The following is a 24,278-nucleotide window of genomic DNA, read 5'->3' on the forward strand; positions in this document are numbered from 1 at the left end:
TACGTAAGCAAGGAATGATGGAGGCACTATGAAAACACGTATTACAGAATTATTGAACATTGATTACCCTATTTTTCAAGGAGGAATGGCTTGGGTTGCTGATGGTGACTTGGCTGGTGCAGTATCCAAAGCTGGTGGTCTAGGGATCATCGGTGGTGGAAATGCACCTAAAGAGGTCGTAAAGGCTAATATCGATAAAATCAAATCACTTACGGATAAACCTTTTGGTGTCAACATCATGCTCTTGTCACCTTTTGTAGAAGACATCGTTGATCTCGTGATTGAAGAAGGGGTTAAGGTGGTTACAACTGGTGCTGGAAATCCAAGTAAATACATGACTCGTTTCCATGATGCAGGAATTACAGTTATTCCTGTTGTTCCAAGTGTTGCTTTGGCAAAACGCATGGAAAAAATTGGTGCAGATGCAGTTATTGCAGAAGGAATGGAAGCCGGTGGACATATTGGAAAACTAACAACGATGACCTTGGTTCGCCAAGTTGCTGCGGCTGTCTCAATTCCAGTTATCGCTGCTGGAGGAATTGCAGACGGTGAGGGTGTCGCTGCAGGCTTTATGCTTGGTGCTGAGGCTGTTCAAGTCGGTACGCGTTTCGTAGTAGCTAAGGAATCTAACGCCCATCCAAACTACAAAGAAAAAATCTTAAAGGCGCGTGATATCGATACGACTATTTCAGCTCAGCATTTTGGTCATGCTGTTCGTGCCATTAAAAACCAGTTGACACGTGACTTTGAACAGGCTGAAAAAGATGCCTTTAGACAAGAAAATCCAGATTTAGAAATCTTTGAACAAATGGGAGCTGGTGCTCTTGCTAAAGCCGTTGTTCATGGAGATGTAGAAGGTGGATCTGTCATGGCAGGTCAGATTGCTGGTTTGGTCTCTAAAGAAGAAACCGTTGAAGAAATCCTAAAAGATTTATACTATGGCGCTGCCAAGAAAATTCAGGAAGAAGCCTCTCGTTGGGCAGGAGTTGTAAGAAATGACTAAAACAGCCTTTCTATTTGCGGGTCAAGGTGCTCAGTATCTAGGGATGGGGCGTGATCTCTATGATCGCTATCCTATCGTCAAGGAAACCATTGACCAAGCCAGTCAGGTTTTGGGTTATGACCTTCGTGACTTGATTGATAAGGAAGAAACCAAGTTAAACCAGACTCGATATACGCAACCAGCCATTTTGGCAACTTCGGTTGCTATTTACCGTTTATTGAAAGAAAAGGGCTATCAGCCAGATATGGTAGCAGGTTTATCCCTTGGTGAATATTCTGCTTTAGTAGCTAGCGGAGCCTTGGACTTTGAAGAGGGAGTTGCCCTGGTTGCCAAACGTGGAGCTTATATGGAAGAGGCGGCGCCAGCTGGTTCTGGTAAAATGGTAGCCGTCCTCAATACTCCAGTAGATGTGATAGAGGAAGCTTGCAAAACTGCTTCTGAAGTTGGAATAGTGACTCCAGCCAACTACAACACCCCAAGCCAAATCGTTATCGGTGGTGAGGTGGCTGCGGTTGATCGTGCAGTCCAACTCTTGCAGGAAGCAGGAGCCAAACGATTGATCCCCCTAAATGTGTCGGGTCCTTTCCACACAGCCCTTCTAGAGCCAGCTAGCCAACAGCTAGCTGGAGCTCTTGAGGGGATTAGTTTCTCAGACTTTAACTGTCCTCTAGTAGGTAATACTGAAGCTGCTGTTATGGAAAAAGATCGAATCCAAGAGCTTTTGACGCGTCAGGTCAAAGAACCTGTTCGTTTTTATGAAAGTATTGCTGTGATGCAGGATGCTGGGGTAACCAACTTTATTGAAATTGGTCCTGGTAAGGTCCTATCAGGCTTTGTCAAAAAAATCGATAAAACAGCTAAGCTAGCTAACGTTGAAGACCAAGCAAGCTTGGATGCTTTGCTAGGAAACTAGTGATCCCTTCTCCCACAAAATACAACAGGAAACAGGAGAAATAGAATGCAACTTACAAACAAAAATGTCTTTGTAACAGGTTCAAGTCGTGGTATCGGACTTGCCATTGCTCACAAATTTGCCCAACTAGGCGCTAATGTGGTTTTGAATAGTCGCGGAGCAATCTCAGAAGAATTGCTGGCTGAGTTTTCAAACTACGGTGTCAAAGTAGTACCGATATCAGGTGATGTTTCAGACTTTGCAGATGCCAAACGTATGGTAGACCAAGCGATTGCGGAACTCGGTTCTGTCGATGTCTTGGTCAACAATGCTGGGATCACTCAAGATACGCTTATGCTCAAGATGACCGAAGAAGACTTTGAAAAAGTGATTAAGATCAACTTGACAGGTGCCTTCAATATGACGCAAGCAGTCTTGAAACAGATGATCAAGGCACGTGAAGGTGCGATTATCAACATGTCTAGTGTGGTCGGTTTGATGGGAAATATCGGACAAGCCAACTATGCAGCTTCTAAAGCAGGTTTGATTGGTTTTACCAAGTCAGTAGCACGTGAAGTTGCCAATCGCAATGTACGCGTAAATGCTCTTGCACCAGGAATGATCGAGTCAGATATGACTGCTGTTTTATCTGATAAGGTCAAGGAAGCGACATTGGCCCAAATCCCAATGAAACATTTCGGTCAAGCAGAACATATCGCAGATGCTACAGTGTTCCTGGCTGGACAGGATTATTTGACTGGACAAGTTCTCGCTGTTGATGGCGGACTTAGCATGTAAAAAATAAGGAAAGATATAGGTAAGACAGATGAAACTAAATCGAGTTGTAGTAACAGGTTACGGATTGACCTCTCCTATCGGAAATACTCCAGAAGAATTTTGGAACAGTTTGCAAACTGGGAAGATTGGAATTGGAGAAATCACTAAATTTGACCACAGCGAATTTGCTGTGCACAATGCGGCAGAAGTTCAAGATTTCCCATTTGATAAATACTTTGTCAAAAAAGATACCAACCGTTTTGACAACTATTCTTTGTATGCCTTGTATGCGGCTCAAGAAGCGGTGACAAATGCAAATCTTGATGTAGAAGCAATTGATAAAGATCGCTTTGGTGTCATCGTGGCTTCTGGTATTGGGGGAATTAAAGAAATCGAAGATCAGGTTATCCGTCTTCATGAAAAAGGTCCAAAACGCGTTAAACCAATGACACTTCCAAAAGCCTTACCAAATATGGCTTCAGGAAATGTTGCCATGCGTTTCGGAGCAAACGGTATCTGTAAATCAATCAATACTGCCTGTGCCTCATCAAATGATGCCATTGGGGATGCCTTCCGCTCTATCAAGTTTGGTTTCCAAGATGTCATGTTAGTTGGTGGATCAGAATCATCTATCACTCCTTTTGCTATCGCTGGTTTCCAAGCGTTGACTGCCCTATCAACTACAGAAGATCCAACTCGTGCTTCTATTCCATTTGATAAAGATCGTAACGGTTTTGTGATGGGAGAAGGTTCTGGAATGCTGGTTCTTGAGAGTCTTGAACACGCTGAAAAACGTGGTGCAACTATCTTAGCTGAAGTAGTTGGTTATGGTAATACCTGTGATGCTTACCACATGACTTCACCTCATCCAGAAGGTCAAGGTGCAATCAAGGCGATTAAACTTGCTTTGGAAGAGGCAGAAATTTCTCCAGAGCAAGTAGCTTACGTCAACGCCCACGGAACTTCAACTCCTGCTAATGAAAAAGGAGAAAGTGGTGCAATCGTAGCTGTCCTTGGTAAAGAAGTACCTGTATCTTCAACCAAGTCCTTTACAGGACACTTGCTTGGAGCTGCAGGGGCAGTAGAAGCCATCGCTACAATTGAAGCAATGCGCCATAACTTCGTGCCAAAAACAGCTGGGACAAGTGAGTTGTCAGACTATATCGAAGCCAATGTCGTTTATGGACAAGGCTTGGAGCAAGAAATCCCTTATGCTATTTCAAACACTTTTGGTTTTGGTGGACACAATGCGGTTCTTGCTTTCAAACGTTGGGAGAATAAATAATTATGAATTTAAATGAGATCAAGGACTTGATGGCTCAATTTGACCAATCAAGTTTGAGAGAATTTTCTTATAAAAATGGAACGGACGAATTGCAGTTCAGCAAGAATGAAGCAAGGATGGCTTCTGAAGCACCAGCTCAAGTTGCTCCAGTGCCAACTGCAGTAGCTGCAAGTCCAGTAGTTTCTGCCCCTTCAACTCCAGTAGAGAGTTCTGTGGAAGAAGCACCAGCACCAGCTGAAACGACGGTTGCTCCGGAGGGTGATGTTGTTGAGAGCCCACTTGTAGGGGTGGCTTACTTGGCTGCTGGACCAGATAAACCTGCCTTCGTCACAGTTGGAGACAGTGTTAAAAAAGGCCAGACTTTGGTGATCATCGAAGCCATGAAGGTCATGAATGAGATTCCTGCACCTAAGGATGGTGTGGTGACAGAAATTCTCGTTTCAAATGAAGAAATGGTTGAGTTCGGTAAAGGATTGGTACGTATCAAATGATCGATATTCAAGGAATCAAAGAAGCCCTACCCCATCGCTACCCCATGCTCCTAGTGGACCGTGTCTTGGAAGTGAGCGAGGATACCATTGTTGCCATTAAAAATGTGACCATCAACGAACCTTTCTTCAATGGTCATTTTCCTCAATACCCAGTCATGCCAGGTGTTCTTATCATGGAGGCCTTGGCTCAGACTGCTGGTGTCTTGGAATTGTCCAAACCTGAAAATAAAGGGAAACTGGTCTTCTACGCTGGCATGGACAAGGTTAAGTTCAAGAAGCAAGTTGTACCAGGTGATCAATTAGTCATGACGGCTACTTTTGTTAAACGTCGTGGTACGATCGCTGTGGTTGAAGCAAAGGCTGAAGTAGATGGTAAGCTTGCAGCGAGTGGTACTCTTACCTTTGCAATTGGAAACTAAGGAGGTTCTCCATGTTTCGTAAAATTTTGATTGCCAACCGTGGTGAGATTGCGGTTCGCATTATTCGAGCTGCGCGTGAATTGGGCATTGCAACCGTAGCAGTTTATTCAACTGCTGATAAGGAAGCTCTTCACACACTCCTAGCGGATGAAGCTATCTGTATCGGACCTGGTAAGGCGACAGAATCTTATCTCAATATCAATGCGATTTTATCTGCTGCAGTCTTGACAGAAGCAGAAGCCATCCACCCAGGTTTTGGTTTTCTTAGCGAAAACTCCAAGTTTGCCACGATGTGTGATGAAGTGGGGATTAAGTTTATCGGGCCTTCTGGGGCTGTAATGGATACCATGGGAGATAAGATCAATGCGCGTGAGCAAATGATCAAGGCTGGGGTTCCAGTTATCCCAGGATCTGATGGTGAAGTTCATACGGCTGAAGAGGCCCTTGCAGTTGCAGAAAAAATTGGCTATCCAGTCATGCTTAAGGCATCAGCTGGTGGTGGTGGAAAAGGGATTCGTAAGGTTGAAAAGGCAGAAGACTTGGTCGCAGCCTTTGAGACAGCATCCAGTGAAGCCAAGGCCAATTTTGGAAATGGCGCTATGTATCTTGAGCGTGTGATTTATCCAGCTCGCCATATTGAGGTTCAGATCCTTGCGGACCAAGAGGGTCATGTTGTCCATCTCGGTGAACGGGACTGTTCACTTCAACGGAATAATCAAAAGGTCTTAGAAGAAAGTCCGTCCATTGCGATTGGCAAAACCCTTCGTAATGAAATTGGTGCTGCGGCCGTTCGAGCTGCAGAGTCTGTAGGCTATGAAAATGCAGGGACGATTGAATTTCTTCTCGATGAAGCGAGTGGCAATTTCTACTTCATGGAAATGAATACTCGTGTGCAAGTTGAACACCCAGTCACAGAGTTTGTTTCAGGTGTTGATATCGTGAAAGAACAGATCCGCATTGCTGCCGGGCAACCTTTACCTTTCAAACAAGAAGATATCGTCCTACGAGGTCATGCTATCGAGTGCCGGATCAATGCGGAAAATCCAGCATTTAACTTTGCTCCAAGTCCAGGTAAAATTACCAATCTCTATCTACCAAGTGGTGGAGTTGGTTTGCGCGTGGACTCAGCAGTCTATCCAGGTTATACCATTCCTCCTTACTATGATAGTATGATTGCCAAAATCATTGTTCATGGGGAGAATCGTTTTGATGCCTTGATGAAGATGCAACGGGCACTTTATGAACTTGATATAGAAGGAGTGCAAACCAATGCAGACTTCCAATTGGATCTGATTTCAGACCGCCGTGTTATCGCTGGTGACTATGATACTTCCTTCTTGATGGAAACTTTCTTGCCAAAATACCAAGAAAAAGAATAGACTTTCAAACAGTATGAGAACTAAAAGGGGGAGTTATGGCTCTATTTAGTAAAAAGGATAAGTATATTCGAATCAATCCTAACCGTTCCGTAAGGCAGGCGCCACAAGCCAAGCCTGAGGTTCCGGATGAACTCTTCTCCCAGTGTCCTGGTTGTAAACACACCATTTACCAAAAGGATCTCGGGAGCGAACGAATTTGTCCACACTGTAGCTATACTTTCCGCATTTCAGCTCAGGAACGCTTGGATTTGACGATTGATTCTGACAGCTTTGTGGAGATGTTTACAGGTATTGAAACTCAAGATCCATTAAACTTTCCTGGCTACCAGAAAAAACTGGCTACTATGCGTGAAAAGACAGGTTTGGATGAAGCAGTACTGACTGGTACAGCTAGCATCAAGGGACAAAAAGTTGCCCTTGGGATCATGGATTCTAACTTTATCATGGCTTCTATGGGAACCGTTGTGGGTGAAAAAATCACGCGCTTGTTTGAGTATGCAACGGTAGAAAACTTACCAGTCGTACTCTTCACAGCTTCTGGCGGTGCGCGTATGCAAGAAGGAATCATGAGCTTAATGCAAATGGCTAAGATTTCTGCGGCAGTTCAACGCCATTCTAAGGCAGGACTTTTTTACCTGACTATTTTGACGGATCCGACAACAGGTGGAGTGACAGCTTCCTTTGCCATGGAAGGTGACATTATCCTAGCAGAGCCCCAGAGTTTGGTTGGTTTTGCAGGGCGTCGTGTTATCGAAAATACAGTCCGTGAGACCTTGCCAGATGATTTCCAAAAAGCAGAATTTTTGCTTGAACATGGATTTGTTGATGCAATTGTCAAACGTAGAGAACTACCAGAAACAATTGCTAAATTAGTGAGATTGCATGGAGGAAGTCGCGGATGAATATTGCAAAAATAGTCAGAGAGGCACGCGAGCAAAGTCGCTTGACAGCCCTTGATTTTGCCAATGGCATCTTCGATGAATTTATCGAATTGCATGGAGATCGCTCTTTCCGAGACGATGGTGCGGTCATTGGTGGAATTGGCTGGTTAGGTGACCAAGTGGTGACAGTTGTCGGTATCCAAAAGGGGAAGAGTCTTCATGACAACCTCAAACGGAACTTTGGGCAACCCCATCCAGAAGGCTATCGCAAGGCTCTTCGTTTGATGAAACAGGCAGAAAAATTTGGTCGTCCAGTTGTAACCTTCATCAACACTGCTGGAGCTTACCCAGGTGTTGGAGCTGAGGAACGTGGACAAGGGGAAGCAATCGCTCGAAACCTGATGGAAATGAGCGACCTCAAGGTTCCAATCATCGCGATTATTATCGGTGAAGGAGGTTCTGGAGGTGCATTAGCACTAGCCGTTGCTGACCGTGTCTGGATGCTGGAAAATTCGATCTATGCCGTACTCAGCCCAGAAGGTTTTGCCTCTATCCTTTGGAAGGATGGAAGTCGTGCCATGGAAGCAGCAGAGTTGATGAAAATCACTTCACACGAACTCCTAGAAATGGGTATCGTTGACAAGGTAATCTCAGAAGCAGGGCTGTCAAGTAAAGAACTGTTCGGTTGCGTTAAAAATGAATTGCGTGCAGAGCTTGAACGCTTGCAAGGATTAGCCTTGGAACAGCTCCTCAAAGAGCGTTACCAACGGTTTAGAAAATACTAAAAAGAAAGCTAGAACTGAGTAAAGGTTCTAGCATTTTTTCTAGAGAACATACATTTCAGGACGAAAAATTGACAGTTGAGGAGATGGACTATAAAATAGACAAAAAAGATGTATACTGTAGATGTAAGCTTACAAAAATTTATTTTAAGGAGGTACTTGATATGACAGGTACAGAAACATTTACAGTTCTTTCATCTGAAGAGTTAGACCAAGTTTCAGGTGGTCGAATGATTTGGTTAGTTGATGATAGACATTGGGATTCGCCATATGCATATAGTTTAGCGACAGAATGGAGTACAATACTGACTCATGCGACTAGACGTGCTTATGGTATTGGCTATTAATAAATTAAAGGGATAAGTATGAAAAAACTAGGGCACTTGGGAGTCTATACATCACTGGTATTTCTATCGGTTTATCTACCAGAGTTATGGATTATGCATCTAACTAAGATATTGGGATGGGGGATAGATGGCTATTCTATCATTTCACTTGTTTGGGAACTAGTTCTTGTAGTCTTATTTGTCTTTTGGTTAAAAAAGAAAGAGATGCTCTTTATCTTTGAAAAAAAGGCTTGGACTTGGTCAACGATTTTTCCCCTTGTAGTCAGTCTAGTAGCTTGTTATTTTGTTCGTCAATTGGTGGATGCTTTTCAGATACAGTATCACTATTTAGTTGATAACAAGTATATTTTTCAAAAGCTACTTTCTATCCTTTATTCAAATGGACAACCAACTTTTCTATCAACCGTTCTCGGTTTTATTTTAACAGTAGTCGTCGCACCTATATCAGAGGAACTAATTGATAGAGGGTATTTTATGAATACCTTCTTTCCCCAGTCCAAGTATTATTTGGATGTTATCCTATCTGCTCTCATCTTTGGGATTAGCCATTTAATCCTAACTCACCGAGACCCTATCGGTTTGATTATTTATAGTTTTATTGGTCTTTTCTTTGCTCTAGTATATCGTTGGACAAAGAACTTAAAAATCACCATCCTCTGTCATAGTTTTTTCAACTTTCTCATTTATGCAAAACCCATCTGGATTTTTGTTTATAATTATGTCTATTACCACTTTTTTAGATAGTGGAAGGCAAAGAAAAAAGTGTTTGATGTTTGTCAAACACTTTTTCTATTTACTGTTCTTCTGTTACAAACTGGCTGAGCAGTCCATTGATAAAACGGGCAGATTTTTGATCTGAGAAGTCCTTTGCAAGCTCGATAGCTTCGTTAACAGCAACCAACTGTGGAGTGTCAAATGAAGTGATTTCAAAGACTCCTAAGCGAAGGAGGTTTCTCTCCACGAGCGTTAAACGCTCAATGGTCCAACCTGCTTTTAAATGCTGTGTGATTTGCTTGTCTAGTTCTTCCTTTTTAGTTTGAACACCAGAAACGAGCTCTGTCAAAAAGGCTGGGAGTTGCACATCCGTATCTTCACGATCGTGTGTGTAGGCGAAACGACAAGCAGTTTCGACGTCTGTATCAAACTCAAGACTCATAAGAGCTTGAAAGGCACACTTACGGAGCTCACGTCTAGATTCTAATAGTGGACTAGTCATTGAGGAAGTCCTCATCAAACAAGTCTTTCAAGTCTGGTTTTGGTGTTTTATCTGGAACAATACCTGCAACGTGGATATTGATAGCAGCGAGTTCTACATCAGCCATATTGCGGACTGCATCTTTGACAGCTTTTTGGATAGCAACAGCTACCTTAGGAACTTTTACTCCGTACTCAAGGTAGAGGTAGATATCTGCTGTGAGTTCTTCGTCCACGTTTTTAAGATAAACGCCACGGCCGAGTGAAAGTTTTGAAAGGGTATCAGATACTGATTTGTTTGAAAAAGAGTGTACGCCCTCTACCTTTGCAGTAGCAACAGCAATGATTTTTTCAAGTACACGTGGGGCGATAACGATTTCGCCAAGTTGTTCTTCAATTCCCATAGAATGACCTCTTTCTAGAGATTAGGCACGAGAAACGTAAGTTCCTTCTGCAGTGTTGATAACGAGTTTTTGTCCTGCTTCGATGAAGTCTGGAACGTTTACGACAAGTCCAGTTTCCATCGTTGCTGGTTTACCAGAACCTGTAACAGTAGCACCTTTGATAGATGGTTGAGTTTCTGCAACTGTCAATTCGACAGTAGTAGGAACGGTAACACCAATCACTTCAGTTCCGTAGAATTGGATCTTCACATCAGAGTTTTCAAGGATGTAAAGCAATTCGTTTTCAACGTTGACTACAGGAATTTCGTATTGGTCGTAAGTTTCTGTATTCATGAAGTAGGCTGTGTCATCCATTTTGTACAAGTATTGAGCTGGGACAGTCTCGATGATAGCTTGTTCAAATTTTTCCTCTGGACGGTAGCTTGTGTCAAATGTAGAACCAGTACGGACATCACGCAATTTCATACGCATGATTGTGTTTCCTTTACCTGGTTTGTGGTGGCTAGCTTCCAAAACGCGGATCAATTTTCCGTCAGCTGTTTCAAAGGTCATACCAGCTTTTAATTTACTTGCTTCAATCATGTTTTTACCTCTTTAATAAATATTATTACTCTTCATTTTACCATAAAATACTCTGGAAATAAAGCCAAAATAGTTATTGGGAGTTGGTAGAGAAGAAAAAACCAACCTTGGGGCTGGTTTTGTTCTGTCTAGTTTTCTTTCAACTTGGCCAATTCCTGGGCGAGTAGTTTAAGGGCAACTTGTGGGTTGGCTTGTCCTTTGGTTGCCTTCATGAGGAAGCCTGTGAAGGCCTTGTCTGCGTTGCGTTTACCTGATTTGAAGTCGGCAACGGCTGCTTCATTATCTGCGAAGACTTGGTGAATGATTGGAATCAGAATATTTGGATCAGAGATTTGCACCAAGCCAGCTTTTTCCACGTATTCACGCGCGCCACCGCCATTTTTAGCCAGGTGGACAAAGACTTTCTTGGCAATCTTAGAGGAGATGGTACCATCTTCGATGATGGCAATCATTTCAACCAAGTTTTCTGGTGTCAATTTGATTTGTTCTAGTGTTTTGCCTTCAGCATTCAAGAACTGAGCGACTTCGCCTTGGAGCCAGTTAGAGACTTGTTTGGCATCGCCACCGAGGGCAACAGCTTTTTCAAAGAAGTCAGAAGTGACTTTGTTTGCAGTCAACTGGCTAGCATCGTAGTCTGACAAGCCAAGGTCAGATACGTAGCGAGCACGCCGTTCTTTTGGAAATTCTGGCAATTCAGTCCGCATTTCCTCAATCCACTCATCTGAGATTTCAAAGAGTGGTAGGTCTGGTTCTGGGAAGTAGCGGTAGTCAGCAGCACCTTCCTTAACACGCATGAGGATGGTTGCTTTATTGGCTTCATCGTAACGGCGTGTTTCTTGGCGGATTTGACCACCCGAGCGAAGGATTTCAGCTTGACGTTGGACTTCGTATTCAAGCCCCTTACGGACGTTAGAGAAGGAGTTGAGGTTCTTCAACTCAGTCTTAGTACCGAATTTTTCTTGACCATAAGGACGGAGAGAGATGTTAGCATCTACACGCATCGAACCTTCTTCCATCTTCACGTCAGAAATACCAGCGTACTGGATAACTTCCTTCAGGGCAGTTAGATAAGCGTAGGCTTCTTCAGGAGAACGCATGTCGGCTTCAGATACGATCTCAATCAAAGGCACCCCTTGGCGGTTGAGGTCAACGTAAGAGTAGCCATCTGTACCGTGGGTGTTTTTACCAGCGTCTTCTTCCAAGTGGGCGCGTTCGATACCGATTTTTTTCGTCGTACCGTCTTCTAGCTCCACTTCAATCCATCCGTTGTAACCGATTGGCTCATCAAACTGAGAAATTTGATAGGCTTTGGGATTATCAGGGTAGAAGTAGTTCTTGCGGTCAAAGTGCATCTTTTTGTGGATGTCCATGTTGAGGGCAAGAGCTGCCTTGATACCAGCATCGACAACCCCTTTATTGAGAACTGGTAGTACGCCAGGGAAAGACCAGTCAATCACGTTGGTGTTGGCATTTTGGTCATTTCCAAAGTGGGCAGAAGTAGGTGAGAAGATTTTTGAATTGGTGTTGAGTTCTACGTGGACTTCAAGTCCGATGACTGTTTCAAAGTTCATTAGTTGTCACCTCCAAAAATCACGGGTTGTTGTTTGTGGTAGTCTGTTGTTGCTTCAAAGGCAGCAGCAACTTGGTAAATGGTTTCCTCAGAGTATTTAGGACCGATCAATTGGAGACCGACAGGTAGACCTTGGGCAAAACCTGCAGGAATTGAAATTCCTGGGAGACCCGCTAAGTTGACAGGGATTGTCAAAAGGTCAGCCAAGTACATGGCAACGGGGTCGTGGTTGAGGGAATCCAAGTCATAGGCAACGCTTGGAGCAGTTGGTCCCAAAATCAAGTCGTAATCCGCAAAGACGTTTTCGAAATCTTGGATGATGAGGGTACGGACTTGACCAGCTTTTTTATAGTAGGCATCGTAGTAACCTGATGAAAGACTGAAAGTACCTAGCATGATACGGCGTTTCACTTCTTCACCGAAACCTTGGCTACGGCTGTTGACATAGATTTCATCAAGATTCGTCGCATCTTCTGCACGATAACCGTAACGGATACCGTCAAAGCGTTGCAAGTTTGAGGATGCTTCTGATGAAGCGATAATGTAGTAAACGGCAACCCCGTATTTAGAGTGAGGAAGGCTGACTTCTTCGACGATAGCACCAAGTTTTTCAAAGTGTTTGGCTGCGTTCAGGATAGTTTCCTTAACCTCTGGGGCAATTCCTTCACCAAGGTATTCCTTAGGCAAAGCAATTTTCATGCCCTTGATGTCTTGACCGATTTTGGAAGTAAAGTCGGCGATGTGGACAGGAGCAGAAGTAGAGTCTTTAGCATCTTCGCTAGCAATCGTGTTGAGCAAGAGGGCATTTTCCTTAACAGTTGGAGCAAAAGGTCCAATCTGGTCTAATGAGCTACCGAAGGCAATGAGACCGAAACGAGAAACTGTTCCGTAGGTTGGTTTGAGACCAACAATCCCGTTGAAGGCGGCAGGTTGGCGGATGGAACCACCAGTATCAGAACCAAGTGACAAGCGGACTTGCCCTGACGCTACAGCTGCAGCAGAACCACTTGATGAACCCCCAGGAACCTTGCTGTGGTCCCAAGCATTTTTAGTCGCACCGTAGTGAGAAGTCTCGCCTGAACCACCCATGGCAAATTCATCCATGTTGGTTTTTCCGACAACAATCATACCCTTAGCTTTGGCATTGGCAACGGCTGTCGCATCAAAGATTGGCTCGTAATTGTAGAGCATTTTTGAAGCTGCAGTTGTGAGGATACCGTCGGTAGAGATATTATCCTTAACAGCCAGTGGAATTCCTGAAAGGACATTATCAGCGTCAATTCCAGCTTCATCAATGGCCTTAGCTTGAGCGAGGGCTTGCTCTTCAGCGATGGTGACAAAAGCGTTGATAGCTGCCTCGCGAGACTTGATATCTTCAAGCGTGGCTTGTGTCAATTCAGTTGCAGAAATTTCCTTAGAGACAAGGAGATTGTGCAAGTCTTCAATAGTTTTGTTATTAAAAGTCATTAGGCATCTCCTCCATCATCTAGGATAGCTGGTACCTTGATATAGTAGTTTTCTTTTTCAGGTACATTTTTAAACAAGCGGTCACGGTCTGTTCCTTCTTCGGCCATATCAGGGCGGAGTACGGTCTTGCGGTCTGCCATGGTTGTAGTAGGTGCGACACCAGTTGTGTCGACTTCTCCCAGCAATTCAACCATATCAACAATTTTAGACAAGGTAGTCGCAAAGGCAGCAGTTTCTTCTTCAGAGAATTTTAATTTTGAAAGATTGGCAACGTGTGTTACCTCTTCTTGCGTAATTTTCATCTTGCATCCTTTCGTGAAATGATGATTTTTAGTCTGTTCTATTTTATCATATTTTCCTATAAATAAGGGAGCCGAACTGAAAAGAAATAGAAATTGAAAAATCGCTTTTAATTCGCTATAATAGTTAAACTAAAAGAAAAATTAAGTGAAACTAGAGATTAATGTAGGAAGAATTCCCCGAAAGATGAGTTAGGATAGAAAATATGCTACATAATTTTTTTACAAGATTCCAAACCGTTCCTCCTCCCATTTCGCTCTTTTGGTATGGGATTATGATGCTTACTTTAGTGCTTTGTATATATGGAGCACTTGTTTATCATAAAAATCCGAAATTTGTCCGCTTGTTTAAGGGAATTCAGATCCTCCAGTTACTAGCCCTTTATAGTTGGTATGTTGGCTTTGGGATTCCATTTTCTAATAGCCTTCCATTTTATCATTGCCGTTTGGCTATGTTTGCGGTGGTTTTCTTGCCAGATAAATGGCGGAGCAAGCAATATTTTGCCCTCTTAGGAGCAAGTGGAGCGGTATTTGCCTTGGTTCACCCCGTTTTTGACCCCTATGATTTTCCACACATCACCAGTTTTTCATTTTTGATTGGGCACTATGCCCTTTTGGTGAATTCCTTGATTTACTTGATGAATCACTACGACAAGAGCTTACTTAAGAAATATATGATTGTAGCCTATACTTTCGTTCTCAATCTCTTTCTAGTTGGGGTTAATATGGTGACCGGTGGAAATTATGGTCTCTTAAGAGATACACCGTTTATCTCAAATGCTCCTCTATGGATAAAGTACCTCCTTGTGTCGGTTATTCTTTCTCTATCTTTGCTTCTCTTTGATATCTTGTTCAAGAAACGGTGGAAAAAGAGAAAGGATGTCAAAGTCTAGCCTCGTTTTTGGTCTGATGGATGATTGAAAAACTCCCTAAAATCAGATATAATGAAGAGTTGAAAGGAATGGTAAAATCCAATGTAAAAATCATTCTTAGCTACTGAAACAACTAAAAATAGAAAATCAAAGAAAGAGAACTTATGACTATTCAAGAAGAAATCAAGAAACGCCGTACCTTTGCCATTATTTCCCACCCGGACGCCGGGAAAACAACCATTACGGAGCAATTGCTCTATTTTGGAGGTGAGATTCGTGAGGTTGGTACGGTTAAAGGAAAGAAAACAGGGACTTTTGCCAAGTCTGACTGGATGGATATCGAGAAACAACGTGGGATTTCGGTCACTTCATCTGTTATGCAGTTTGACTACGACGGCAAACGCGTCAATATCCTAGATACACCAGGGCACGAGGACTTCTCAGAAGACACCTATCGAACCTTGATGGCGGTGGATGCTGCGGTCATGGTCGTTGACTCTGCCAAGGGTATCGAGGCCCAAACCAAGAAATTGTTTGAGGTTGTGAAGCACCGTGGCATTCCCGTCTTTACCTTTATGAACAAGCTGGACCGTGACGGTCGTGAACCGCTAGACCTCTTGCAAGAACTAGAAGAAGTCCTAGGTATTGCCAGCTACCCTATGAATTGGCCAATTGGTATGGGGAAAGCCTTTGAGGGCTTGTATGACCTTTATAACCAACGCTTGGAACTTTATAAAGGGAATGAACGTTTTGCCAGTCTGGAAGAAGGGGACAAACTCTTTGGAAGTAACCCATTTTATGAGCAAGTCAAGGATGATATTGAGCTTTTGAACGAAGCAGGAAATGAGTTTTCGGAAGAAGCTATTCTTGCAGGAGAACTGACTCCGGTCTTCTTCGGTTCAGCCCTGACTAACTTTGGGGTGCAGACCTTCCTTGAGACCTTCCTTAAGTTTGCTCCAGAACCTCATGGACACAAGAAAACAGATGGCGAAATTGTCGATCCTTACGACAAGGATTTCTCAGGGTTTGTCTTTAAAATCCAAGCCAACATGGATCCTCGTCACCGTGACCGTATCGCCTTTGTCCGCATCGTATCAGGTGAATTTGAGCGTGGAATGAGTGTCAACCTGCCTCGTACTGGGAAGAGTGCCAAACTGTCGAATGTCACTCAGTTTATGGCGGAAAGTCGTGAGAATGTGACCAATGCCGTGGCAGGTGATATTATCGGGGTTTACGATACAGGGACTTATCAGGTTGGAGACACTTTGACGGTTGGAAAAAACAAGTTTGAGTTTGAACCACTGCCAACCTTTACACCTGAGATTTTCATGAAAGTTTCTGCTAAGAACGTCATGAAACAAAAATCTTTCCACAAGGGAATCGAGCAATTGGTGCAAGAAGGAGCCATTCAGCTTTATAAGAATTACCAAACAGGCGAGTATATGCTGGGTGCTGTCGGACAACTCCAGTTTGAAGTCTTTAAGCACCGCATGGAAGGCGAGTACAATGCAGAAGTGGTCATGAGCCCAATGGGTAAAAAGACAGTTCGCTGGATCAAGCCTGAGGACTTGGATGAACGGATGTCCTCAAGCCGCAATATCTTGGCCAAAGACCGTTTTGACCAACCAGTATTCCTTTTTGAAAACGACTTTGCCCTTCGCTGGTTTGCGGATAAATATCCAGATGTAGAGTTGGAAGAAAAAATGTAAATCGTTACAAATGACAGCAACTCTCTGTTGCTAGTCATTTGACGGTAACCGCTATGGCGGTCTACCTAAACGCTTCACTAGGCAAAGTCCACGAATGATATCGATTCGTGGATTTTTTCATATAGTAAAGGTAATTGAAGTCAAAGGTAAATTAAAAACCCCAGAGAAATCATGTTACATGAATTCTTCTGAGGTTTTTCTAGTTTCCATATTTTTGATAAAAATCGACCTTGACCTGAATGAAGGTTTCGGCTTCGCGTAGTAGCTGCAGGAGGGTGGCACGGGTCTCAAACTCCTCACGTGTTTTGGGGAGACTCCGATGGCGGAAGACTTGCAGATAGCGTTCAATGTCATCAAGTAGGTCGTGAGCAGGATTGGTCTGACTTAGCTGGACAGCAATCTTTGAAAAGAGCTGTGCTAAGATCAAACTCTCACTTGCGGCTAGGTGACAAGTATTGACCTGCTGGGCCATATTTCGCAGGATACCACTTTGTCGCTGTCTCATCTCAAAGTAGTGGATGTGGTAGTCCGTCTGGTGAAAGAGGTGATCCGAGTGATCCAAATAGACTAGCTTGAGGGCTTCATCAAGGAGCTTATCTAATTCGTCAACGAGTTGGGCTTGATTGCGTCCGTCTCCCCTTGACAGATAGTATTTAAAACGAAGCAGGATATCTTTTAACTTTTCTTCGACCTGAAGGTGGTAGCTTTGGATGGCTTTCTCACGAGAGGGCATATAAAGGTTGACCAATAGAGCAAAGCTTGTCCCGATGAGAAAGAGGAGCACTTCATTGAGCAAGAGGTCTGGAGAGGTAGACTTCTGTACCAAGAGATGACTGACCAAGACACTGCTAGGTGTGATGCCGATTTCCCAGCCCATTTTATAGGCTAGGGGCACGTAGAGAGCCAGATAGAGGCCGAGACTCCAAATGTGATAACCTGTCATTTGAAAGACTAGAACACCTATAGCCAGTGCTAGGAGCATGGAAAAGAGGCGGTTACGGGCTAATTTCAGCGTGCTTCTGCGCGTGTCGGAGAGGCTTAAGAGAGCGATAATTCCAGCTGAAACTGCTGATGATAAATCTAAAAAATAAGCGAGAAAACAAGCGAGGCAGGTCGCTAAGATCAGTTTTGTCGTACGTTGGGTGATAGACATGAGAATTTCCTATAATACTAGAATAAGAGTATAAAAGACAAGACTTGGAAGACTTGTCTTAAAAATCTATTTTTTACGTGCCGACGCGTACTCAGCTACTGCTGTAAAGAGGACATCGGTAGAAGAGTTCAGGGCAGTTTCGCAGGAATCTTGGACAACACCGATGACAAAACCAACTCCGACTACCTGCATGGCAACATCGTTTGAAATCCCAAAGAGACTACAAGCGACGGGAATGAGGAGGAGTGATCCACCAGCGATTCCAGAGGCTCCGCAGGCAGAAATGGCAGCCACTACACTGAGCACAAAGGCTGTACCAAAGTCGACAGAGATTCCCAGAGTATTGACTGCAGCTAGAGTCAAAATGTTAATGGTTACGGCTGCACCAGCCATGTTAATAGTGGAGCCAAGGGGAATAGAAACAGAGTAGGTATCTGGATTGAGTCCAAGATCTTGGCAGAGTTTCATGTTTACAGGAATATTAGCAGCAGAACTACGAGTAAAGAAAGCTGTAATTCCACTGACACGCAAACATTTAAAAACAAGGGGATAAGGATTTTTTCTCATAAAGAAAAAGGCGATGAGAGGGTTGATAATCAAGGCTACAAAAGCCATGGTTGCAATCAAGAGACCGAGTAAAATTCCATAGTTAGCAAGGCTGGTAATTCCTTTATCAGAGATGGTCTTGAAGACCAAGCCCATAATTCCGAAAGGAGCCAAATTGATAATCCATTCCACAATCTTGGAAGTTACTCCTGCCATGGTTTTGAGCAATTCCTTACTGTTTTTGCTAGCTTCCCTCATAGCAAGTCCAAAGACAACAGCCCATGATAGGATCCCGATATAATTAGCTTGGACGATAGCGTTTAGGGGATTATCTACGAGATTTAGCAGAAGATTGCTGAGAACTTGACCGATGCCGTCTGGTGGGGCAATCTCTGTACTAGCACTGCTAAGAGTGATCTGGACAGGAAAGAGAAAACTAGCCAATACAGCGAGTAAGGCAGCAGCAAAGGTACCAAGTAGATAGAGAAAAATAACCGTCTTCATATTGGTATCTTGCCCTTTTTGATGTTGTGAAAGGGCATTTGCAACGAGGGTAAAGACCAAAACAGGAGCGATGGCTTTTAATCCCCCAACAAACAGATCGCCGAGAATGCCAATACCTGACAAACTAGGGAAGATCAAACCTAGAGAGGCTCCAAGAAGCATGCCGATTAGGATACGTTTGATGAGGCTGGCCTTGTTCCAGGCTCGAATGATTCTTTTCATAATAGTCTCCTTCAAAATGTATTGTTTATGATTATAGTATAAATATGCCGTTGAGGCAAGTCTTTTTTTGAGTTTGGGGGAATATCGGAATATTTATGAGGGATTTGAACGGGATGATTTGTGGTATAATACTAAAAAGGAGTTTTGTATGCAAGAATTTTTTCAACGTTATCTTGATAAATTGGATGTAACAACTGTATTAGAGAATGTCTTGACCAAGGTGATCTCTCTTTTGATTTTGTTTCTGCTATTTTATATAGCTAAAAAGATGCTTCATGCGACTGTCCGAAAGATTGTCAAGCCCTCGCTTAAATTTTCCAATCGAGATGCAGGCAGACAAAAGACCATTTCTCGTTTGCTTGAGAATATCTTTAACTACACCCTTTATTTCTTTTTGATTTACTGTATCTTGTCTATTTTGGGTTTGCCAGTTTCTAGCCTCCTTGCTGGGGCAGGGATTGCTGGGGTTGCCATTGGGATGGGGGCTCAAGGCTTTTTATCCGATGTCATCAACGGCTTTTTCATCCTCTTTGAACGTCAGCTCGATGTGGGCGACGAAGTGGTCCTCACAAATGGTCCTATTACCGTATCTGGAAAGGTTGTTAGCGTAGGAATTCGTACAACGCAACTGCGAGGTGACGATCAAGCCCTTCACTTTGTTCCCAACCGCAATATCACCGTCGTCAGCAATCTATCTCGTACTGAATAGTCCGACTATTTTAGCAGATTTGTGGTACAATAGAAAGAGTTTGGTAAAGGAGAGAGTATGCTATTTGTAGAGAAAAAACTAGGTCATGATTGCACCTGGATAGACCTTGATGTGGACAAGATTAAAAACATGGAAGATCTTTCTGACGTCTATGGATTGGACAAGGAAACCATCGAGTATGCTCTAGATAGAAATGAACGAGCCCATATGGATTATAACCGTGAAACGGGGACGGTAACCTTCATTTATAATGTTCTTGATTTAGAAAAAGACAAAGAATATTATGAAGCGATTCCGATGACCTTTATCGTTGAAAAACAACGACTGATCACTATCAGCAATCACAAGAATACTTATGTGATTAAACGCATGGCGACCTACCTTGAAAGTCATGAAATTATTTCCATCTACAAATTTCTTTTTGCCAGTTTAGAGATTATTAGCAATGCTTATTATCCAGTTATTGAAGAGATGGATAAAAGTAAGGATGAAATCAGTGCACTTCTTCGTCAAAAAACAACTAAAAAAAATCTTTTTGCCCTCTCTGACTTGGAAACTGGTATGGTTTACTTGACAGCTGCTGCCAAACAAAATCGTCTCCTCTTGGAACATATCCAAGGGCATGCTCTTTATCGCAATCTTAATGAGGTAGAAAGAGAGCAGTTTGATGATGCTATGATTGAAGCGCATCAGTTGGTTTCGATGACAGACTTGATTTCTCAAGTTTTGCAACAACTCTCAGCCTCTTACAACAACATCCTAAATAATAATTTGAATGATAATTTGACAACTTTGACAATTATCTCAGTCTTGCTGGCTATCCTTGCGGTTATTACAGGATTCTTCGGAATGAATGTCCCTTTACCGTTTACAGATGAACCGAATGCTTGGATTTATATTTTGATAGCTAGTCTCATTTTATGGGCAGTCTTAGCCCAATGTTTAAAGAAAATTGCTAGAAATTAAAAAGAAAAGGAGCCAGAATGGCAATTGAAAACTATATGCCAGATTTTGCTGTGGAAGCGGTCTATGTTCTGACAGTCCCAAGCCTGCAGGCGCAGGGGATCAAGGCTGTTTTGGTCGATTTGGATAATACCCTCATTGCTTGGAACAACCCTGATGGGACTCCAGAGATGAAGCAATGGCTACATGACCTTCGTGACGCAGGTATTCGTGTCATCGTGGTCTCAAATAACACCAAAAAACGAGTTCAACGAGCAGTTGAGAAATTTGGGATTGATTACGTCTACTGGGCCTTGAAGCCTTTCACATTTGGGATTGATCGTGCCATGAAGGAATTTCACTACGAGAAAAATGAAGTGGTTATGGTCGGCGATCAGCTCATGACGGATATTCGGGCAGCGCATCGTGCAGGCATTCGCTCGATCTTGGTCAAACCCTTGGTCCAACACGACTCGATCAAAACGCAGATTAACCGAGCTCGCGAGCGCCGTGTCATGTGCAAAATCACTGAAAAGTACGGACCGATTACATATAAAAAAGGAATTTAACTATGGAAGAAATTCTCTGTATTGGTTGTGGAGCAACCATTCAGACGACAGACAAGGCTGGTCTTGGTTTCACTCCCCAGTCGGCACTCGAAAAAGGGTTGGAGACAGGCGAAGTCTATTGCCAACGCTGTTTCCGTCTCCGTCATTACAATGAAATCACAGATGTCCAGTTGACGGACGATGATTTCCTCAAGCTCTTGCACGAGGTAGGAGACAGTGATGCCTTAGTGGTCAATGTCATTGATATCTTTGACTTTAATGGCTCTGTTATCCCAGGCTTGCCACGCTTTGTCTCGGGTAATGATGTCCTCTTGGTTGGAAATAAAAAAGATATTCTACCTAAGTCCGTTAAACCGAGCAAGATTAGCCAGTGGCTCATGGAGCGTGCCCACGAAGAAGGTCTTCGCCCTGTTGATGTCGTCCTGACTTCAGCCCAGAATAAGTATGCTATCAAGGAAGTCATTGACAAGATTGAACACTATCGTAAGGGCCGTGATGTCTACGTAGTTGGCGTGACCAATGTTGGGAAGTCAACCCTTATCAATGCTATTATCCAAGAAATTACGGGCAACCAGAATGTCATCACGACTTCGCGCTTCCCGGGGACAACCTTGGACAAGATTGAGATTCCGCTTGACGACGGATCTTATATTTACGATACACCGGGAATTATCCACCGACACCAGATGGCCCACTACTTGACAGCCAAAAACCTCAAGTATGTCAGCCCTAAAAAGGAAATCAAGCCTAAAACCTATCAACTTAACCCTGAGCAAACCCTGTTTTTAGGTGGTTTAGGACGGTTTGACTTTATTTCAGGAGAAAAACAAGGCTTCACAGCCTTCTTTGACAATGAACTCAAACTCCACCGTACCAAGCTAGAAGGCGCTAGTGCATTTTATGACAAGCACCTTGGAACCCTTCTGACACCACCAAATAGTAAGGAAAAAGAAGATTTTCCAAAACTAGTCCAACACGTCTTTACCATCAAGGACAAGACAGATTTAGTCATCTCAGGACTAGGCTGGATCCGCGTAACAGACACCGCCAAAGTCGCCGTCTGGGCACCAGAAGGCGTCGCTGTCGTCACACGAAAAGCCATTATTTAAACACAGAAAGGAAAGAGTTGTCTTTATTAAGGCGAGCGTTGCGAGCCCGTAGAAGATACTTTTCGCCGTGGTGTTAGTTGGTACAAGTGATTGTACCAACTGCGGAAAATTTGAGACCTTAGGCTCAAATTTTAGTCATGAAAGTCCGAAGGACTTTGCTGACGTCCGTCACCACTTCAGAAAAGTATAAAAAGAAACTCTTTTAAAGAAATTATGTCATTAACATCAAAACAACGTGCCTTCCTCAACAGCCAGGCACACACCCTCAAACCCATCATCCAAATCGGGAAAAATGGACTTAACGACCAAATCAAGACCAGCGTTCGTCAAGCTCTTGACGCCCGCGAATTGATTAAAGTTACACTCTTACAAAACACAGATGAAAATATCCATGAAGTAGCTGAAATCTTGGAAGAAGAAATCGGTGTGGATACTGTCCAAAAAATCGGACGCATCTTGATTTTGTATAAACAATCCAGCAAGAAAGAAAATCGCAAGATTTCTAAAAAAGTCAAAGAAATCTAAAACCCTACTCCAAACAACTGTTTTTACAGAGAATTAAAGGAAGACGAGCCTATGGCAATCGAATTATTGACTCCCTTTACCAAGGTAGAGTTGGAGCCAGAAATCAAGGAGAAAAAACGCAAACAAGTCGGGATTCTAGGAGGGAATTTTAATCCCGTTCACAATGCCCATCTTGTTGTGGCGGACCAAGTACGACAACAGTTAGGACTGGACCAGGTCCTGCTCATGCCCGAATACCAACCTCCTCATGTAGATAAAAAGGAAACCATCCCCGAGTGCCATCGGCTCAAGATGCTTGAGTTGGCGATTGAGGGGATTGAAGGCCTAGCCATTGAAACAATCGAGTTAGAGCGCAAGGGCATTTCCTACACCTACGACACCATGAAGATTTTGACCGAGCAACATCCAGATACGGATTATTACTTCATTATCGGTGCTGATATGGTGGACTATCTGCCTAAGTGGTACCGAATTGATGAGCTGGTCGACATGGTTCAGTTTGTAGGGGTTCAGCGCCCACGCTACAAGGCTGGGACTTCCTATCCAGTTATCTGGGTGGATGTGCCTCTCATGGACATCTCGTCCAGCATGGTGCGTGACTTCATTGCCCAAGGACGAACACCTAACTTTCTATTACCACAGTCAGTGCTAGACTACATCGAGAAGGAGGGGCTCTACTGATGACCTATCAAGACTATATCAACTGTTCCCGTGAGGTTTTGTTGGAAAGAATGGCAGAGCTTCTACCCGAGAAACGCCTAACCCACTGTCTAGGTGTAGAGCGTGCAGCTATAGAGTTAGCGGAGAGATTTGGAGTCGATGTTGAGAAAGCCGGTCTAGCAGGTCTCCTTCATGACTATGCTAAAAAGTTGTCAGATCAGGAATTTCTAGACTTGATTGACCGTTATCAGCTAAATCCTGACCTCAAAAACTGGGGCAATAATGTCTGGCATGGCATGGTTGGTATCTACAAGATTCAGGAAGATTTGGATTTGCATGATCCAGAAATCTTGCGAGCTATTGAAATCCATACAGTCGGGGCTGACCAGATGACTGATCTTGATAAGGTTATATATGTCGCAGACTATATCGAGCATAATCGTGCCTTCCCTGGAGTGGACGAGGCACGTGAGATTGCTGAGCTATCGCTCAATAAGGCAGTGGCCTACGAAACAGCTCGTACCGTGGAGCATCTAGCTCATCAGGGATTCCCCATCTATCCCCAAACCCTTGAAACCTATAACGCCTTTGTGCACTATTTGAAAGAGGACTAAATGAACGAAAAAGAATTACTAGAACTAGTCGTGAAAGCGGCTGATGAGAAACGCGCGGAGGATATCCTCGCACTTGATGTACAGAATTTGACCAGCGTGACAGACTACTTTGTTATCACTAGCTCGATGAATAGCCGTCAGTTGGACGCTATCGCTGACAATATCCGTGAAAAAGTAGCTCAAGCAGGCTTTAAAGGCAGCCATGTCGAAGGCGATGCAGCTGGAGGCTGGGTGTTGTTGGACCTAGGCGGTGTCGTTGTGCATATCTTCTCAGAAGAAATGCGTGCCCACTATAACCTAGAGAAGCTATGGCATGAAGCGAATTCAGTAGATTTATCTGAAACTTTGGCGTAGAAGATGAACTCAGTTGCA

At 43.4% G+C, this 24,278-nt stretch carries 29 protein-coding genes; 21 read left to right on the forward strand and 8 right to left on the reverse strand.

The features are described from left to right. The first annotated feature begins 28 nt into the window (after nt 1–28). The 11 genes from fabK (at nt 29) to GOM48_RS01715 (ending at nt 9,000) form a co-directional block, all read left to right on the forward strand. Nucleotides 29–1,003 carry an enoyl-[acyl-carrier-protein] reductase FabK gene (fabK, locus tag GOM48_RS01665; protein ID WP_000857454.1) on the forward strand — a complete coding sequence of 325 codons (975 nt, stop codon included), beginning with the start codon at nt 29–31 and terminating at the stop codon, nt 1,001–1,003. Then, nucleotides 996–1,916, forward strand: coding sequence for an ACP S-malonyltransferase (gene fabD / locus GOM48_RS01670; RefSeq protein ID WP_235097965.1), 921 nt, complete (start codon nt 996–998; stop codon nt 1,914–1,916). The genes fabK and fabD overlap by 8 nt, the downstream gene beginning before the upstream one ends. Nucleotides 1,917–1,961: 45 nt before the next feature. After that, a complete protein-coding gene (gene fabG, locus GOM48_RS01675; RefSeq protein ID WP_001177612.1) occupies nt 1,962–2,693 on the forward strand; it encodes a 3-oxoacyl-[acyl-carrier-protein] reductase in 732 nt (243 codons plus the stop codon). A 28-nt stretch (nt 2,694–2,721) separates the two neighbouring features. Then, nucleotides 2,722–3,957, forward strand: coding sequence for a beta-ketoacyl-ACP synthase II (fabF, locus tag GOM48_RS01680; protein ID WP_038804087.1), 1,236 nt, complete (start codon nt 2,722–2,724; stop codon nt 3,955–3,957). 2 nt (nt 3,958–3,959) lie between these two features. After that, on the forward strand, nt 3,960–4,448 hold the full coding sequence (accB, locus tag GOM48_RS01685) for an acetyl-CoA carboxylase biotin carboxyl carrier protein (RefSeq protein WP_001052302.1): 489 nt from the start codon (nt 3,960–3,962) through the stop codon (nt 4,446–4,448). Beyond that, nucleotides 4,445–4,867, forward strand: a complete 423-nt coding sequence (gene fabZ / locus GOM48_RS01690) for a 3-hydroxyacyl-ACP dehydratase FabZ (RefSeq protein ID WP_000565515.1) — start codon at nt 4,445–4,447, stop codon at nt 4,865–4,867. The genes accB and fabZ overlap by 4 nt, the downstream gene beginning before the upstream one ends. 11 nt (nt 4,868–4,878) lie before the next feature. Continuing rightward, nucleotides 4,879–6,246: an acetyl-CoA carboxylase biotin carboxylase subunit gene (gene accC / locus GOM48_RS01695; protein ID WP_000488665.1), complete on the forward strand. Its 1,368-nt coding sequence runs from the start codon at nt 4,879–4,881 to the stop codon at nt 6,244–6,246. 35 nt (nt 6,247–6,281) lie between these two features. Beyond that, nucleotides 6,282–7,148 carry an acetyl-CoA carboxylase, carboxyltransferase subunit beta gene (gene accD, locus GOM48_RS01700; protein ID WP_084921300.1) on the forward strand — a complete coding sequence of 289 codons (867 nt, stop codon included), beginning with the start codon at nt 6,282–6,284 and terminating at the stop codon, nt 7,146–7,148. Continuing rightward, nucleotides 7,145–7,912, forward strand: a complete 768-nt coding sequence (locus GOM48_RS01705) for an acetyl-CoA carboxylase carboxyl transferase subunit alpha (protein WP_235097966.1) — start codon at nt 7,145–7,147, stop codon at nt 7,910–7,912. The genes accD and GOM48_RS01705 overlap by 4 nt, the downstream gene beginning before the upstream one ends. 161 nt (nt 7,913–8,073) lie before the next feature. After that, on the forward strand, nt 8,074–8,256 hold the full coding sequence (locus GOM48_RS01710; RefSeq protein ID WP_000148140.1) for a hypothetical protein: 183 nt from the start codon (nt 8,074–8,076) through the stop codon (nt 8,254–8,256). An 18-nt stretch (nt 8,257–8,274) separates the two neighbouring features. Next, nucleotides 8,275–9,000, forward strand: a complete 726-nt coding sequence (locus tag GOM48_RS01715) for a CPBP family intramembrane glutamic endopeptidase (protein WP_000733000.1) — start codon at nt 8,275–8,277, stop codon at nt 8,998–9,000. Nucleotides 9,001–9,049: 49 nt separating this feature from the next. Here GOM48_RS01715 and nusB read toward each other — a convergent pair whose 3' ends face one another. The 6 genes from nusB to gatC all read right to left on the reverse strand — a co-directional run bounded on the left by nusB (nt 9,050) and on the right by gatC (nt 13,775). Next, a complete protein-coding gene (gene nusB / locus GOM48_RS01720; RefSeq protein ID WP_084971775.1) occupies nt 9,050–9,472 on the reverse strand; it encodes a transcription antitermination factor NusB in 423 nt (140 codons plus the stop codon). Next, nucleotides 9,465–9,854, reverse strand: coding sequence for an Asp23/Gls24 family envelope stress response protein (locus GOM48_RS01725; protein ID WP_000510598.1), 390 nt, complete (start codon nt 9,852–9,854; stop codon nt 9,465–9,467). Before GOM48_RS01725 ends, nusB begins: the two co-directional genes overlap by 8 nt. Before the next feature lie 21 nt (nt 9,855–9,875). Then, nucleotides 9,876–10,436 (reverse strand): elongation factor P, encoded by a 561-nt coding sequence (gene efp, locus GOM48_RS01730; RefSeq protein WP_000568640.1) that lies wholly within the window; start codon nt 10,434–10,436, stop codon nt 9,876–9,878. 128 nt (nt 10,437–10,564) lie between these two features. Then, complete coding sequence (gene gatB, locus GOM48_RS01735; RefSeq protein ID WP_235097969.1) at nt 10,565–12,007, reverse strand: Asp-tRNA(Asn)/Glu-tRNA(Gln) amidotransferase subunit GatB; 1,443 nt, start codon at nt 12,005–12,007, stop codon at nt 10,565–10,567. Continuing rightward, complete coding sequence (gatA, locus tag GOM48_RS01740; protein ID WP_235097971.1) at nt 12,007–13,473, reverse strand: Asp-tRNA(Asn)/Glu-tRNA(Gln) amidotransferase subunit GatA; 1,467 nt, start codon at nt 13,471–13,473, stop codon at nt 12,007–12,009. The genes gatB and gatA overlap by 1 nt, the downstream gene beginning before the upstream one ends. Beyond that, nucleotides 13,473–13,775, reverse strand: a complete 303-nt coding sequence (gene gatC, locus GOM48_RS01745; protein ID WP_235097973.1) for an Asp-tRNA(Asn)/Glu-tRNA(Gln) amidotransferase subunit GatC — start codon at nt 13,773–13,775, stop codon at nt 13,473–13,475. Before gatC ends, gatA begins: the two co-directional genes overlap by 1 nt. Nucleotides 13,776–13,978: 203 nt before the next feature. Between gatC and GOM48_RS01750 the strand changes: the two genes are divergently transcribed. Both GOM48_RS01750 and GOM48_RS01755 read left to right on the forward strand, forming a co-directional pair. Next, nucleotides 13,979–14,665, forward strand: coding sequence for a TIGR02206 family membrane protein (locus GOM48_RS01750; protein WP_235097975.1), 687 nt, complete (start codon nt 13,979–13,981; stop codon nt 14,663–14,665). 143 nt (nt 14,666–14,808) lie between these two features. Next, a complete protein-coding gene (locus GOM48_RS01755; RefSeq protein WP_235097977.1) occupies nt 14,809–16,353 on the forward strand; it encodes a peptide chain release factor 3 in 1,545 nt (514 codons plus the stop codon). 199 nt (nt 16,354–16,552) lie between these two features. On the opposite strand, the gene GOM48_RS01760 is transcribed toward GOM48_RS01755, so the two are convergent. Beyond that, entirely contained in the window at nt 16,553–17,506 is a 954-nt protein-coding gene (locus tag GOM48_RS01760; protein WP_235097979.1) for an aromatic acid exporter family protein, read from the reverse strand. Nucleotides 17,507–17,572: 66 nt separating this feature from the next. Then, nucleotides 17,573–18,778, reverse strand: coding sequence for a serine/threonine transporter SstT (sstT, locus tag GOM48_RS01765; RefSeq protein ID WP_235097981.1), 1,206 nt, complete (start codon nt 18,776–18,778; stop codon nt 17,573–17,575). 148 nt (nt 18,779–18,926) lie between these two features. On the opposite strand from sstT, the gene GOM48_RS01770 reads away from it, so the two are divergent. From GOM48_RS01770 to rsfS, 8 genes are all read left to right on the forward strand, one after another. Next, nucleotides 18,927–19,487, forward strand: a complete 561-nt coding sequence (locus tag GOM48_RS01770; protein ID WP_235097983.1) for a mechanosensitive ion channel family protein — start codon at nt 18,927–18,929, stop codon at nt 19,485–19,487. Nucleotides 19,488–19,544: 57 nt separating this feature from the next. Beyond that, complete coding sequence (locus GOM48_RS01775) at nt 19,545–20,453, forward strand: magnesium transporter CorA family protein (RefSeq protein WP_000899717.1); 909 nt, start codon at nt 19,545–19,547, stop codon at nt 20,451–20,453. Nucleotides 20,454–20,470: 17 nt separating this feature from the next. After that, nucleotides 20,471–20,998, forward strand: a complete 528-nt coding sequence (locus GOM48_RS01780; RefSeq protein ID WP_235097986.1) for a YqeG family HAD IIIA-type phosphatase — start codon at nt 20,471–20,473, stop codon at nt 20,996–20,998. A 2-nt stretch (nt 20,999–21,000) separates the two neighbouring features. Beyond that, nucleotides 21,001–22,107, forward strand: coding sequence for a ribosome biogenesis GTPase YqeH (gene yqeH / locus GOM48_RS01785; RefSeq protein WP_235097987.1), 1,107 nt, complete (start codon nt 21,001–21,003; stop codon nt 22,105–22,107). 213 nt (nt 22,108–22,320) lie between these two features. Next, nucleotides 22,321–22,632, forward strand: a complete 312-nt coding sequence (yhbY, locus tag GOM48_RS01790) for a ribosome assembly RNA-binding protein YhbY (RefSeq protein ID WP_000060171.1) — start codon at nt 22,321–22,323, stop codon at nt 22,630–22,632. A 51-nt stretch (nt 22,633–22,683) separates the two neighbouring features. After that, the gene (locus tag GOM48_RS01795) at nt 22,684–23,313 is read left to right on the forward strand and encodes a nicotinate-nucleotide adenylyltransferase (protein ID WP_235097989.1); all 630 of its coding nucleotides are present in this window, start codon (nt 22,684–22,686) and stop codon (nt 23,311–23,313) included. After that, nucleotides 23,313–23,906: a bis(5'-nucleosyl)-tetraphosphatase (symmetrical) YqeK gene (gene yqeK / locus GOM48_RS01800; protein WP_235097991.1), complete on the forward strand. Its 594-nt coding sequence runs from the start codon at nt 23,313–23,315 to the stop codon at nt 23,904–23,906. Before GOM48_RS01795 ends, yqeK begins: the two co-directional genes overlap by 1 nt. After that, complete coding sequence (gene rsfS / locus GOM48_RS01805) at nt 23,907–24,260, forward strand: ribosome silencing factor (RefSeq protein ID WP_235097993.1); 354 nt, start codon at nt 23,907–23,909, stop codon at nt 24,258–24,260. It abuts the gene before it with no gap. The last annotated feature ends 18 nt before the right edge of the window (nt 24,261–24,278 follow it).

Source organism: Streptococcus oralis, from assembly GCF_021497885.1.
Taxonomy (GTDB): Bacteria; Bacillota; Bacilli; order Lactobacillales; family Streptococcaceae; genus Streptococcus; species Streptococcus oralis_BQ.

What these genes read in the sequence shown, in the direction of transcription:
- fabK (WP_000857454.1), top strand. Translation starts at nt 29, where the DNA reads ATGAAAACACGTATTACAGAATTATTGAACATTGATTACCCTATTTTT.
- fabD (WP_235097965.1), top strand. Translation starts at nt 996, where the DNA reads ATGACTAAAACAGCCTTTCTATTTGCGGGTCAAGGTGCTCAGTATCTA.
- fabG (WP_001177612.1), top strand. Translation starts at nt 1,962, where the DNA reads ATGCAACTTACAAACAAAAATGTCTTTGTAACAGGTTCAAGTCGTGGT.
- fabF (WP_038804087.1), top strand. Translation starts at nt 2,722, where the DNA reads ATGAAACTAAATCGAGTTGTAGTAACAGGTTACGGATTGACCTCTCCT.
- accB (WP_001052302.1), top strand. Translation starts at nt 3,960, where the DNA reads ATGAATTTAAATGAGATCAAGGACTTGATGGCTCAATTTGACCAATCA.
- fabZ (WP_000565515.1), top strand. Translation starts at nt 4,445, where the DNA reads ATGATCGATATTCAAGGAATCAAAGAAGCCCTACCCCATCGCTACCCC.
- accC (WP_000488665.1), top strand. Translation starts at nt 4,879, where the DNA reads ATGTTTCGTAAAATTTTGATTGCCAACCGTGGTGAGATTGCGGTTCGC.
- accD (WP_084921300.1), top strand. Translation starts at nt 6,282, where the DNA reads ATGGCTCTATTTAGTAAAAAGGATAAGTATATTCGAATCAATCCTAAC.
- GOM48_RS01705 (WP_235097966.1), top strand. Translation starts at nt 7,145, where the DNA reads ATGAATATTGCAAAAATAGTCAGAGAGGCACGCGAGCAAAGTCGCTTG.
- GOM48_RS01710 (WP_000148140.1), top strand. Translation starts at nt 8,074, where the DNA reads ATGACAGGTACAGAAACATTTACAGTTCTTTCATCTGAAGAGTTAGAC.
- GOM48_RS01715 (WP_000733000.1), top strand. Translation starts at nt 8,275, where the DNA reads ATGAAAAAACTAGGGCACTTGGGAGTCTATACATCACTGGTATTTCTA.
- nusB (WP_084971775.1), bottom strand. Translation starts at nt 9,472, where the DNA reads ATGACTAGTCCACTATTAGAATCTAGACGTGAGCTCCGTAAGTGTGCC.
- GOM48_RS01725 (WP_000510598.1), bottom strand. Translation starts at nt 9,854, where the DNA reads ATGGGAATTGAAGAACAACTTGGCGAAATCGTTATCGCCCCACGTGTA.
- efp (WP_000568640.1), bottom strand. Translation starts at nt 10,436, where the DNA reads ATGATTGAAGCAAGTAAATTAAAAGCTGGTATGACCTTTGAAACAGCT.
- gatB (WP_235097969.1), bottom strand. Translation starts at nt 12,007, where the DNA reads ATGAACTTTGAAACAGTCATCGGACTTGAAGTCCACGTAGAACTCAAC.
- gatA (WP_235097971.1), bottom strand. Translation starts at nt 13,473, where the DNA reads ATGACTTTTAATAACAAAACTATTGAAGACTTGCACAATCTCCTTGTC.
- gatC (WP_235097973.1), bottom strand. Translation starts at nt 13,775, where the DNA reads ATGAAAATTACGCAAGAAGAGGTAACACACGTTGCCAATCTTTCAAAA.
- GOM48_RS01750 (WP_235097975.1), top strand. Translation starts at nt 13,979, where the DNA reads ATGCTACATAATTTTTTTACAAGATTCCAAACCGTTCCTCCTCCCATT.
- GOM48_RS01755 (WP_235097977.1), top strand. Translation starts at nt 14,809, where the DNA reads ATGACTATTCAAGAAGAAATCAAGAAACGCCGTACCTTTGCCATTATT.
- GOM48_RS01760 (WP_235097979.1), bottom strand. Translation starts at nt 17,506, where the DNA reads ATGTCTATCACCCAACGTACGACAAAACTGATCTTAGCGACCTGCCTC.
- sstT (WP_235097981.1), bottom strand. Translation starts at nt 18,778, where the DNA reads ATGAAAAGAATCATTCGAGCCTGGAACAAGGCCAGCCTCATCAAACGT.
- GOM48_RS01770 (WP_235097983.1), top strand. Translation starts at nt 18,927, where the DNA reads ATGCAAGAATTTTTTCAACGTTATCTTGATAAATTGGATGTAACAACT.
- GOM48_RS01775 (WP_000899717.1), top strand. Translation starts at nt 19,545, where the DNA reads ATGCTATTTGTAGAGAAAAAACTAGGTCATGATTGCACCTGGATAGAC.
- GOM48_RS01780 (WP_235097986.1), top strand. Translation starts at nt 20,471, where the DNA reads ATGGCAATTGAAAACTATATGCCAGATTTTGCTGTGGAAGCGGTCTAT.
- yqeH (WP_235097987.1), top strand. Translation starts at nt 21,001, where the DNA reads ATGGAAGAAATTCTCTGTATTGGTTGTGGAGCAACCATTCAGACGACA.
- yhbY (WP_000060171.1), top strand. Translation starts at nt 22,321, where the DNA reads ATGTCATTAACATCAAAACAACGTGCCTTCCTCAACAGCCAGGCACAC.
- GOM48_RS01795 (WP_235097989.1), top strand. Translation starts at nt 22,684, where the DNA reads ATGGCAATCGAATTATTGACTCCCTTTACCAAGGTAGAGTTGGAGCCA.
- yqeK (WP_235097991.1), top strand. Translation starts at nt 23,313, where the DNA reads ATGACCTATCAAGACTATATCAACTGTTCCCGTGAGGTTTTGTTGGAA.
- rsfS (WP_235097993.1), top strand. Translation starts at nt 23,907, where the DNA reads ATGAACGAAAAAGAATTACTAGAACTAGTCGTGAAAGCGGCTGATGAG.